This is a genomic window from Anaerolineales bacterium (assembly GCA_025808555.1).
In the GTDB taxonomy this organism is placed as follows: domain Bacteria; phylum Chloroflexota; class Anaerolineae; order Anaerolineales; family UBA11579; genus JAMCZK01.
The window spans coordinates 1162264-1174283 of sequence record CP075526.1; the positions used below are offsets into that span (position 1 = coordinate 1162264).

General features: G+C 51.9%; 11 protein-coding genes. All 11 read left to right on the plus strand.

The window, feature by feature from the left end; all coding sequences use genetic code 11:
• The 11 genes from KIT08_06105 to KIT08_06155 all read left to right on the plus strand — a co-directional run bounded on the left by KIT08_06105 (position 1) and on the right by KIT08_06155 (position 12015).
• Complete coding sequence (locus KIT08_06105; GenBank protein UYN88673.1) at positions 1–1224, plus strand: hypothetical protein; 1224 nt, start codon at positions 1–3, stop codon at positions 1222–1224.
• A complete protein-coding gene (locus tag KIT08_06110) occupies positions 1225–3108 on the plus strand; it encodes an ABC transporter ATP-binding protein (protein UYN88674.1) in 1884 nt (627 codons plus the stop codon).
• Positions 3109–3182: 74 nt separating this feature from the next.
• A complete protein-coding gene (locus KIT08_06115) occupies positions 3183–4196 on the plus strand; it encodes a glycosyltransferase family 4 protein (GenBank protein UYN88675.1) in 1014 nt (337 codons plus the stop codon).
• A 56-nt stretch (positions 4197–4252) separates the two neighbouring features.
• Positions 4253–5287 carry a glycosyltransferase family 4 protein gene (locus KIT08_06120; protein ID UYN88676.1) on the plus strand — a complete coding sequence of 345 codons (1035 nt, stop codon included), beginning with the start codon at positions 4253–4255 and terminating at the stop codon, positions 5285–5287.
• A 23-nt stretch (positions 5288–5310) separates the two neighbouring features.
• Positions 5311–6294 carry a glycosyltransferase family 2 protein gene (locus tag KIT08_06125; GenBank protein UYN88677.1) on the plus strand — a complete coding sequence of 328 codons (984 nt, stop codon included), beginning with the start codon at positions 5311–5313 and terminating at the stop codon, positions 6292–6294.
• The gene (locus KIT08_06130) at positions 6282–7523 is read left to right on the plus strand and encodes a glycosyltransferase family 4 protein (GenBank protein ID UYN88678.1); all 1242 of its coding nucleotides are present in this window, start codon (positions 6282–6284) and stop codon (positions 7521–7523) included. Before KIT08_06125 ends, KIT08_06130 begins: the two co-directional genes overlap by 13 nt.
• On the plus strand, positions 7516–8550 hold the full coding sequence (locus tag KIT08_06135; GenBank protein ID UYN88679.1) for a glycosyltransferase family 2 protein: 1035 nt from the start codon (positions 7516–7518) through the stop codon (positions 8548–8550). The genes KIT08_06130 and KIT08_06135 overlap by 8 nt, the downstream gene beginning before the upstream one ends.
• Positions 8547–8960, plus strand: coding sequence for a hypothetical protein (locus tag KIT08_06140; GenBank protein UYN88680.1), 414 nt, complete (start codon positions 8547–8549; stop codon positions 8958–8960). The genes KIT08_06135 and KIT08_06140 overlap by 4 nt, the downstream gene beginning before the upstream one ends.
• Positions 8957–10075, plus strand: a complete 1119-nt coding sequence (locus KIT08_06145) for a DegT/DnrJ/EryC1/StrS family aminotransferase (GenBank protein ID UYN88681.1) — start codon at positions 8957–8959, stop codon at positions 10073–10075. The genes KIT08_06140 and KIT08_06145 overlap by 4 nt, the downstream gene beginning before the upstream one ends.
• A gap of 3 nt (positions 10076–10078) precedes the next feature.
• Positions 10079–10849 (plus strand): class I SAM-dependent methyltransferase, encoded by a 771-nt coding sequence (locus KIT08_06150; GenBank protein ID UYN88682.1) that lies wholly within the window; start codon positions 10079–10081, stop codon positions 10847–10849.
• Entirely contained in the window at positions 10846–12015 is a 1170-nt protein-coding gene (locus KIT08_06155; GenBank protein UYN88683.1) for a glycosyltransferase family 4 protein, read from the plus strand. Before KIT08_06150 ends, KIT08_06155 begins: the two co-directional genes overlap by 4 nt.
• The last annotated feature ends 5 nt before the right edge of the window (positions 12016–12020 follow it).

The window sequence follows — 12020 nt, forward strand, 5'->3', positions numbered from 1 at the left end:
TTGCTGATCTTTGTAGTACATCGCAGCAATTATTACAAATTTTTAGGTCCTCTGATTCGCGAGGCCATGACGCGCGGGCTGCCGGTAGAGATCTGGATCTGTAATGACGCCAAGGGCAAGGAGTATCTTGATGCCTCTGTCAAGCCTGCCTTGCTGAAAGAGGCCCACTCAAAGGAATTCGATTCACTTGAGGCGCTAAGTGCAGCGCTGGCGAAGATAGATGCCAAAGCAATTTTCTCTCTTCATACTCGCGACAAATATAAACTCCCTCCCAAGGGGCCAGTATTTATTGCACTTCAACATGGTATCGACACCTTTATAGAAGCTGATCTGCAAAGTTTATGCAACACAGATCACCTCTGTCTGTATAGTGAATTTTGGCTTGACTGGGGTGCAAAGTACTTCCAGGCTATTAGTGGTGTTGACGAAAAGGTGGCTTATGCTAAATTGGCCGAAAAAGCGATTTGTGTTGGCTTTCCCCAATTAGACATTTTGCGGGAGATTGACCCGAGCGTAGTCCGCACAAAGTACGGGATTCCTGCTGATACGAGTGTGGTTCTGTATCTTCCCATCACGTTGGCGAACATCAGCGGTTCTTGGCCGCGCTTTTTTGAAGAGGATGACCTAAGAAAGCGGATAAAGGCTTTCCTGCAAGCTGTGCGCAGAGATAACACTTTTCTCCTTGAGTATCTGTGGTGGTTGTTGCTTGGTTGGAACGACAGAAAGCTCACAGAAGCGGTTAAGGCCTTTGCTCATAATAATGATGCTGTATTGATTGGAAAGGCGCGAAAGAAAGATCCCTTGCGGAGATGGTTGAAAGAGTTGGCCGATCTGACTGTTTACGATGAGTCGGACTATCCCTCGACTACTTTGGAGCTTCTAAGTGTTGCTGATGTGTGTATACATTTTTATAGCTTCGCTGCACTAGAGTCTGCTTATTGCGGGGTCTTTGGAATTAATGTTGATCGCCCCAGCCCCTCTGCTGATGTTGGTGAAGTGCCTCCGGCTTTTCATCGTTTGTGGAGACAGCGCAACACAGGCACTGCATTCAATTTCCCTGGGGTTAATGATTGGATGACGATCCCCGATGTAATCCTTGAGTTGCCTAACACTCGGATTGAGGATTTTCGAATGGATGGTGAGACTCGGCAACTATTCATTGATACTTACCTGGGCACCAGTGATGGCGGGGCAAGTCAACGCGTCTTGGATTTGGTGAGCTAAGTGAAACAGAACTATGAGTATGGGCAATTTTTCCAGCTACTTATAAAGTACATGAGGCCGTATTGGCCTCAAATGCTGCTCTCGCTAGCAATGTATTTTGTCGCAAGCTTGTTGACGGCTGCACAACCTATGGTGACTGCGCCGGTACTGGAGGTGGCCGTGCACGGGCCTGATGCTTTCAACCGGCTTGCTGAAACAGTGCCAAACAGTTTCTTGGATATCGACCTAAACAATATTGGGCAGTATCTTCTGCACCAGTTTTTTCCTCAAGAGGCAAATGCCTGGAATGTAATTGTCGCTGTCGCGATTTTATATCTAGGGGTTTCATTAGCGCTGTATTCACTAAACTTTCTTATATACCTTCTGGGAATTTGGATACGTGTGCGAGCGGGACGAGGTATGCAGGCCTCTCTCTTTTCGCATGTGATTGGTCTTTCATTGGATTTCTTCAATCGAAACCGTACGGGCGAGCTTATTTCGCGCCTTGACAAAGACACTGACGCTGTCGTTTATGGACTTGAGACTATTGTGCGGTCTGTAATTGTTTCTGGCGTGTTGGTTTTTATGTATGGGTTTTTGCTGCTTAGGACCAGCCTTCGACTGAGCTTGTTTGTGGTCTTGGCAGCCCTGGCGCAGTACGTATTCATTCAGTTGGTCAAGAGGCCTACTCAGCGCCGCGTCCGTGAGCAATTTGGAATTCAGGCGCAAGTGACATCTTATTTGCAGGAAGTGATTTCAAATATACGTGTCGTTAAGTCGTTTGTGGCAGAAGGCTATGAGAGCACAAGACTTGCTCAACTTTCAAGAAAAGCGATTTCGGCTATCTTTAAGTTCTCGTTTTTTAAGAATGTCGACGAACCTGTTACCCTTATTATTAATTCATTGGTTAATGTTGCGGTTCTCCTTTTTGCCGCAAACGAATTTATTAATGGGCAATTGAGCACCACTGGCTTCTTTTTGTATCTATATGTTGGCCGCGCGGTTTTGGACCCAATCACAAGCATGGCGCGCTCCTTGAAGGTTATTCAAACCACGGTCGCCACTAGTGAGCGTGTTCAAGAATTCTTCAACGAGACGGCATCTGTGATCAGTGGCAGTATAGTCAAGCACGACTTTGTTGAGCAAATCCACTTTGAAGACGTTTCGTTCGCCTATGGCGCCGAAAAGGTGTTGCGCAACATAGACTTTAGCATTCGCCGCGGGCAGATGGTCGCGCTCGTCGGCGAGAGTGGCGCTGGTAAGTCCACGATCACTGATCTATTACTTCGCTTCTATGATCCGCAAGAGGGGCGCATCACTATAGATGGGCTGGACCTGCGCGGCCTGGATCTGCCTGCCTACCGGCGCATGATAGGTGTGGTATCGCAAGACAGTATTCTATTTAATGCTTCTGTGGCGCACAATATTGCTTATCCAGACGATGCCCCGGATATGACGCGAGTTCAACAAGCCGCCCGGGTTGCAAATGCCAATGATTTTATTGATCGGCTACCTGAGAAATATGATTCCTTGGTGGGCGATCGGGGGGTGCTGCTTTCTGGCGGCCAGAAACAACGTATCACGATAGCCCGGGCCGTGTATCACAGCCCGCGTATCTTGATCCTGGATGAGGCTACCAGCGCACTGGATACCGAAGCCGAACGACAAGTTCAGCAAGCGATTGACAACATTATCAAAGACACCACGGCAGTGGTGATTGCTCACCGGCTTTCTACAGTGATACACGCCGATAACATTGTGGTGATGGAAGCTGGCCGCATCGTGGACCAGGGGAGACATGCGGAACTGTATGAGCGCTGCAAGGAATACAAGCATTTCTGTGACCTGCAGTTCGGCGCCGCTGACACAATGAAGCAATCGCAAAAAATGGGGGCCGCAGAATGAGCATCCCGCGGGGCATTCGCTCCCTACTTTCGCTAGCTTCGCCTCGGTTGCCAAGCCAGCCTAGCCTTTATTACATGGCGCCCTTTGTGAACTGGGTGCTGGACTGGGAGGCTTACTACATTACCAAGCATGTTCAGGAGCAGTTCGGGCTAAAGGCGAGAGTAGTTAAGTCGCTGAAGAATGTGTCTGGCCAGATCATACATTACGGTTCGCTCTGGGACATTCTTGCCAGTATTGACTCCAAGTACAACAATCGCAATGCGGTTGTGGGCACGGTCTTTCACGGCTTGCTGGAGAGCCCAGACTTTCATGATGCGCTTCAGCAAGTTCTAAAATCGCAGGATCGCTTTGCCCGTTTGCATACAGCAAGCACGGTCATGTACAACAGATTGATTCAATCGGGCGTAAGGAAAGAAAAACTTGTTGCTATCCCGTTGGGAGTTGATTTGGAGAGATTCGGGCCGGCCAGCCCGGAAGAACGCCGTGAGCGCCGGCACGAACTTGGCATCCCCGAAGATGCTTTTTGCATCGGGTCTTTTCACAAAGATGGGCAGGGAATGGCTGAAGGGTTGACGCCCAAGCTGATCAAGGGGCCTGATGTATTAATAGAAGCGTTAGCTCAAATTCACCGTAATCATAAAAATATCTTTGTGCTGCTCACCGCGCCAGCGAGGGGTTACATCAAAAAGGGTCTGGATGCAGCTGGAATTCCTTATGTGCATGTAGTGGAGCAGGACTTTCATCGTATTCCACGCTTATTTGATGCGGTGGATGTCTATCTGCTCGCCTCTCGTGAAGAGGGCGGCCCCAAAGGCGTGTTGGAAGCACTGGCCTCGGGCATTCCTTTTGTAGGCTCGCGTGTGGGGATGGTGCCGGATGTGGTCACGCACGAACAGGACGGATTGCTAACTGAGATCGAGGACCCTGCCGCCCTGGCGCAAGGCGTCTTGCGAGTGATCCAAGATCCCGAATTACGCCAGCGATTGATTGCGAATGGTTTGAAGCGCATTGAGGATTTCAGTTGGCCGGTAATTGCCAGCCGCTATTATCGCGAGCTGTATGAGCCTTTGTTGCCTGTGTTGAAATGAACTTGGCTCTATTCTTTACCCAAGGGGTTTCGCTAAAGACCTGGAATACGGTCGGCATGATCGACCGCGAACTGGCGCTCTATCGCAAATTGCAGGAACGTGGCATAAAGATCGACTTTATTACCTATGGTGATAAGGATGACCTTGCGTTTGCTCATACCATACCAGGCCTTAGCATCCGCGCGAATGTGGAAGGTTTGGGCTTGGGTGCCTATGAGCGTAAGCTGCTTTCAGAGCCCGTTCAGGCGGATGTGATCAAGAGCAATCAGATGGCAGGCGCGGATATTGCCATGGAAGTTGCACGCAAGTCGCAAGCCCAATTTGTAGCGCGCTGTGGCTATCTACTGGCTGAATTTCAGGAACGGCGATATGGCGAGCGTTCGCGTGAGGCGAAGCAGGCTCGTAAACTGGAAGAAAAGGTTTTTCGCGGAGCCGATTGGATAACAGTGACCACTACCAAAATGGCGGAATCTGTTGTCGAACGCTACAAGATCGCTCCAGAGAAGATAGGTGTTATTCCCAATTATGTAGAAACTGACCGTTTCCGCCCTAGCGATTCTGAACAGCGCGAGAAACTGCGGGTCGGGTTTGTGGGCCGCTTGGACGCTCAAAAGAATCTGCATAACCTCATTACGGCTGTCGTCGATATGGATATAGAGGTGTGGCTGATCGGCTATGGACCATTGCAAGAAGAACTTGAGCGTTTTGCTGAGGGTACAGTTGCGCAGTTTAAGTTCTTAGGCAATGTTGCCAATCACGAACTACCACTTATGCTGAACCAATGTGACATTTTTGTCATGCCCTCTTTGTATGAAGGACACCCCAAAGCTCTGTTGGAAGCTATGGCTTGTGGCTTGCCTGCGCTCGGCACCCGCGTGCCAGGCATTCAAGAGATCATCACCGATGGTGAAAATGGGTTGCTTTCTGAAACGGGCGCCGCCAGTTTGCGCGAAGGTTTGCAGCGATTGATAGACGATCCCGCGCTGCGCCAGCGCCTTGGCCGTGCTGGACGCGAATACGTAGAAGCTCATTTCGCCCTTGAACGCATTGTGAATCTGGAAATGAACCTTCTCAATAGGCTGGTCGGTTGAAAGCTCCGCGGGTAAGTGTGGTGATGCCAGTTTATAACGGGCTGCCATTCCTGAATGATGCGATTGACAGCGTACTCTCTCAGACCCTGAGTGATTTTGAGTTTATTTGCATAGATGATGCTTCTACTGATGGGAGCGCTGAAGTGATCTCGGCGGTGCAAGATCCGCGCTGGCACTGGGTGCGTAATCGCAGGCGTAGCGGGCTTTCAAAAGCACTTAACCGCGGATTGCGTATGGCTCGCGGCGCTTACTGGGCGCGCATGGATGCGGACGATATCAGTCTGCCGCGGCGGCTTGAAGCACAAGCACACTTTTTGGATGCAAACCCTGATGTAAGTATGGTTGGAGCATGGGCGCAGACTTTGGGTTTGCCCCGAGAACAGGTTTGGAAGCTACCCGCAACGGCTGAAGAGATACAGGCTGAGATGTTGTTCAACTCAGCCCTGGTGCATAGTGCGGTGATGCTGCGCCGAAAGGATTTTCTTAGCAAAGGTTTCCATTACGACCCGACCATAGAGCGGGCACAAGACTATGATCTCTGGGAACGGGCTGCCAGGCGCCTGTGTTTTGCAAACTTGCAGGAAGTCTTGCTGCACTATCGTATTCATGCTGGCCAGGTCGGCTACGCTTTTGGCGTCCAGCAGGCTGAAACGGCTGCCGCAGTGCGGGCACGCCAACTTACGCGGCTTGGCCTCCGCGTTACCAAGCGCGATCTGGAATTGCATAACCACATTTCCATATGGAAATTTGAGCCGAATAGCACTTTTTTGAGCCGAGTAGACGCCTGGTTGCGGGGTATTGAACAAGCCAATGGACGCAAGAAGATATACGATGACCGCGCATTGCGCGCTGTGCTTGAGCGTCGTTGGTGGGCGGCATGCCGTTCCGCTGCTGTACACAATAAGCAAGCCTGGCAACTTTACAGTAGCTCTCACCTGGCAGAGGGCGGATTGCGTAGCTTTGTAGACAAGGCTGTTTTCTGGGTTAAGACACAATGGCCACGCTGAAACCTAGTGAAACACGTATTGCCATCGTGGCACCCAGTGCGCCCCCATATGGGGCTGGTGGAGTAGCCAGTGCGCACTACAACCTTTGGCGAGCTTTACGCAGGCGTGGCTATGATGTCCGATTATTTACTTTCTTTGACAATGGTGTGAAGGACAAGCCAGCCAAGGGCATCATCCGGCACGGCTTGGCGCCTGTGTGGTTCAAGCGCTTGTTTGTGCTGTTGCTACTACCTTGGCGGTTCTTGCAGCCAGGAAAGCTGGCGTACCAAACCGCAGAGATCTTGCGGAATGCTCCCGGCGCACTGCGCATGGCGCGCTCTATATATGCGTTTTCCCCGCAAACGGTCTTATTATCTGACCACGGTGCGCCAGGCTTGTGGCTGCGCAAGATGCGAGATCAGCATTTTGTGCTGATCTCGCATCATAATCCGGCGCGCTTGGCTGCAGAGTCGGGCATGGGAAAGTTTTCTCGACTGGACACACGAATGGCCATATGGCTTGAAGACCAAGTGCTCAAAAGGGTCAATCACGTGCTCTGCCCTTCTCAATATATGCGCACATGGTTCAAGAAAACATACAAGTTTCGCGGAGCGGTTAGTGTAGTGCCTAATCTTGTTGAATTCGCTGCAGTTGATCAGATAGGGTCCAGGAACATTCGCAAGCAGCTTGGGCTACCCAGTAGGGCTAAGGTTGTTTATCTGCCATCAGCGGGCGGTTACATTAAAGGCGCCCGCTATCTGCTTCGAATTATTGATAAGCTGCAGCTAAAACTCAAGTTCCCCTTGGGGTTTTATATCCCCGGTTTCGTGGAGCCTGATGTGATGGCGCAGCTTAGGCAGCACCCCGCCCGGGCAAGGATGCTGCTGCCCGGTCAGGTGAGTTACAGCGCGCATATTCAATATGTAAAGGCGTGCGATGTCGCCATCTCCCCAGCTCTGATGGAAAATTTCAGCATGGCGATCGTAGAGGCGGCTTATCTTGGCCTGCCTGTGATTGCCTTTAAACGCGGCGGCAATGCCGACATTATTGATGACGGACGTAATGGTTTCCTTTTCTCAGGCCTAAACGTAGATGCGATGGCTCAACGTGCAGCGGTGTTGCTGAATTCACCAACGCTATCTGAGCTCAGAAAAAGGACGCAGAAATATACGCGCGCGAAGTTTGAAGCGGACCGGGTGTTGGATTCTTACCTGAAGGTGTTGTTGTCCACTGGGAGCGCGCGTGGCTAAGGTGACCTTTGGCATGCTGGCGCTGAACGCCATGCCGTTTCTGGAGTACAACCTGCGCGCGCTTTATCCCTTTGCGCACCAGATCATTGTGGTTGAAGGGGCGGCACGCGCGGCTAGCGCCCTGGCAGGCCCCGACGGACACTCTACTGACGGCACGCTGGAGATGCTACAGCAGTTCAAAGAACAGCATGACCCGCAAAATAAACTGATTGTCATTAGCGCCGCGGATGCGGGCTTCGCGGACGGCTTTTGGCCCGAGAAGGATGAGATGGCGCAGACTTTTGCGGCCAGAGCTACCGGTGATTGGTTATGGCAAGTGGATAGCGATGAGTTTTACCTGGAAGGTGACCTGGTTGCGCTTCTGGCCACTCTTTCGGAATCCCCAAAAATATCTGGTATCTCCTTTCCCTATTTTGAGTTCTTCGGCAGTTTTGAAAGTTACATAACTGGCGAATGGCATTTGTATCAGTATCCGAAAGTTCCCCGTGTATTTCAATGGCGGCCCGGCTATCGCTATGCATCGCATCGGCCGGCAACAGTAGTTAATGAACATGGTCACGACTTGCGAAGCTTGAACTGGCTGGATGCACCTGCACCAAGCGGGCGCCCCATGGTGATGCATCATTATTCGTATGTGTTTCCAAAACAGGCTGAGCAGAAGGTTGGCTATTATTCAAATGTGAACTGGTCTGAAGCTTTCAAAGCGAATAAAAAATGGAAAGAAGAGCAATTTGAGAGACTTAGATCGCCCATGCGCCTCGGTGAATTGGGTGGCCTGCAATGGTTGGAGCGTTTTGAGGGTCAGCATCCGGCTGCCATTGAAGCATTGCGAGAGGATATCAGGCAGGGGCGAGTGCAAATTGAGCAGCGTCCCGCCGACGATATCGAGAGACTCCTCTCTTCTCCGGTATATCGCTTGCAAACCGGGTTGGCGCGTCTTTTTCTGTGGGTGTATTGGCCAATTCGGGTAGCATGGAAGTCTGTGCGAGCCAGGATTGTTTATCTTCTTAGTGGCAGGTTGCAATGAGTATAGAGATCGTTGAATACAACGGCACAAAATATGCTGAGATCATCTGGGCTACTGAAAAAGTAGAGAAGACGACATTTTTCTCTCCTGCAGATTCGTCCTTCCAGTTTGGTTTGCTGGCGCATAACGCTGGCTTCGTGGAGCCACCTCACTTTCACAAACCGGTTGAGCGCACGATCTCTGACTTGCAGCAGATGTTTGTTGTCCAGCGCGGCGTGGTGGTAGTAGACCTGTACAGCGACGAAGGTGATCTCCTGCGTGAGATCGAAATGCATGCTGGCGATGCAATTGTGCTGATCCACGGGGTGCATGCCATCCGAGTGCTGGAGGATATGCAGTGCATTAGTGTCAAACAAGGTCCTTACCTGGGAGAGGCCGAAGACAAGGTATTTGTGGAGGTAAAGAAATGATCCCTGTCTTTGAGCCAGTGATAAGTGAAGACGAGATCAGTGCCGTTGTTGACGCTCTGCGCAAAGGTGAAGTGTCCGGCACTTTTGGCAAATATATAGAGGATTTTGAGAATGAATTTGCCGCCTATGTAGGCTGCAAGCATGGCGTCACTGTAAATAGCGGTTCGTCTGCCCTGCACCTTGCAGTGGCTGCCTTGGATCTGCAGCCAGGCGATGAGGTGCTGGTGAGCTCCAGCACCAATATCGCCACCGCACTGGCTGCTTTGCACAATGGCGCTGTGCCCGTGCCAGTTGACTCTGAAGGCGTGACGTGGAATTTAGACCTGGACTTGATCGAAGGCCTGATCACTCCGCGCACCAAGGCGATCATCCCTGTGCATTTGTATGGGCATCCAGTAGATATGGACCGTCTCATGGAGATTGCCAACAAGCACAACCTGATCGTGATCGAGGATTGTGCAGAGTCGCATGGGGCCACTGTGCGCGGCCGCATGACTGGCAGCTTTGGCCATATGGCTTGTTTCAGCTTCTATGCTAACAAAGTCATTACTACCGGTGAAGGCGGCATGATCACGACCAATGATGATGTCTTCGCCGAGAGCGTAAAGCTGCTCCGCAACCTGGCGTTTACTCAGCCGCGTTTCAGGCATGAGTTGGCTGGATTTAACTTCCGTATGCCTGGCTTTGTAGCCGCATTAGGCTTGGCGCAATTTCGCAAGATCGACCACATTGTGGAGCAGAAGCGCCGCGTGGCCCATCGCTACAACGAGAAGCTCAAAGGCATTAAAGGCATACAACTTCCGGCCGAGCTTGAGTGGGCCAAGAACGTGTATTGGATGTATGGCATTGTGGTTGACCCTGCGGAATTTGGTATTGACCGCAATAAGCTGATCGATGCATTGGCAGAAAGCGGCATACAAACCCGCACCTTCTTCTGCCCCATGAACCAGCAACCAGTCCTGGAGAAGATGCAGGGTTTTCGAGATGTGCCGTGCCCGGTCGCAGACGGCTTGTGGGAAAACGGGCTATACCTTCCCTCCACATGGAATCTTAGCGACGAGACGATCGATGTGATCTGTGATGCCATCCGCCGTGCCCCCGGCTGGGAAGGCTAAAAAATGGGCTCATACCTCGGCAAATATGCCGAGTATTACAACCACATTTACACCAACAAGCCTTATAGCGATGAGGCTGCATTTGTGGACGCATGCCTTCGCCGCAATTCAAAAGGTGAAACCAAGGCGCTGCTTGAGCTGGCTTGTGGAACGGGCCGCCATGCGTTTGAACTCGAAAATCTGGGTTACCAGATCCTGGCTACGGATTATTCGGAAGATTTGCTTGCGGTGGCGCGGGCGAATGCCGAACGAGCGGGTTCGAAGGTTACCTTTGCGTTGCATGATATGCGCGAGGCAGTGCCGGCGCCCCAAAAGTTTGACGCAGTGTATTGCTTGTTTGATTCGATCGGCTATGTGCAAACCAACGATGCGGTGCTGCAAACCTTGCGCAATGCGCACGATGCCCTGCGCGAGGACGGCCTTCTGATCTTGGAGTTCTGGCATGCATCCGCTATGTTGCGTGGTTATGAGCATGAGCGCCAGGCGCGCTGGCCCTTGCCCAATGGCGAACTGTTGCGCACCTCGCGCACAACCCTCCACGTTGTTCGGCAGTTGGCAGAAGTCCACTACACCTTGCGAGAAACTGACGCGGAAGGCAAGCTGGTTGCGGAGCTGCAGGAGACTCAGTTAAACCGCTACTTCCTGGTGCAAGAGATGTCTTTGTTTCTGCAACAAGCCGGTTTTTGCTCCCTTGAGTGGTTGCCCGCCTATCAGGCTGGCGAGACCATTGGCCCGGATACATGGCACATTATGGTCGTGGCACGCAAAGAATGAAGATCGCGGTTGTACTTGATCAGTACTACACCCATGATGGCGGCGCCTTTACTTTCCAAGGTGAATTGCTCAAGGCACTGGAGAGCGTTGCCCCCGAGTCTCGTCACCAGTTTGTCGTTCTAAGCCCTACTACTCTAGAACTCACCGATGCAAGCAATCTCGTCTGGCAGCGCTACAGCAAGCCTGGTTTGGTGGAACGCGCATTGCTAAAGCTGTTCCGCTTCCTGCCAGAATTGGAAAATCGTCTTGCCTGGCGTTCTGGCTTGGAGCGCCAGGCAAGACGCGCCGGGGCAGAGATTGCCTGGTTCCTAAGCCCGCGCATCAGCGCAATGCGCATGCCCTTTGTGCCCCTGGTGCTGGATCTGCAGCATCGCCTTCAGCCGCAATTTCCTGAAGTGAGCGCGGGCGGAGAGTGGCACACGCGCGAAAGGCACTATCGCCGGTGCTTGCCCGAGGCGCGGGTTGTGGTGGCCGGCACGGGAGCTGGCCGGGACGAGATCATGCGCTTTTACGAGGTCCCCCGAGATAAGGTGACCTTGCTGCCGCACCCCACCCCGCAAGCCGCTCTGGATAGCGGTGCCCAAAATGATATGCAAGTGCTTTCCGACTTCGAATTAAAGCCGGGGTATTTGCTGTACCCGGCACAATTATGGACTCACAAGAATCACGCTAACTTAGTGCTAGCTTTGGCGGATCTCAAAAAAACCGGGCCAGCATTGCAGTTGGTGCTTACCGGCGCTGACTTTGGAGCAAAGCGTGGTATTCAAAAACTGGTCGAGGCACATGGCTTATCTGATCAAGTCAAATTTCTGGATTATGTAAGCCGTGAAGATCTATACGCTTTATATAGAAACGCATTGGCTTTAACCTACATGAGTTTCTTTGGGCCAGAGAATCTACCCCCGTTGGAATCTTTTGCGCTGGGTTGCCCAGTAATTGCAGCCCGTGTGAGCGGCGCCGAGGAGCAACTGGTTGATGCAGCCATTCTGGTGGATCCAACTGATCCACATGAAGTTGCCGACGCAGTGCGAAAACTACACTCGGATCCCAAGTTGCGCCAGGACTTGATCGAATCTGGTCGCAAACGTGCGCAGGCTTGGACCACAAGGGATTTTGTGCGTGGTGCGCTGCGAGCTTTTGATGCTATCGAGAGCGAAGGGTTATGAGTTCC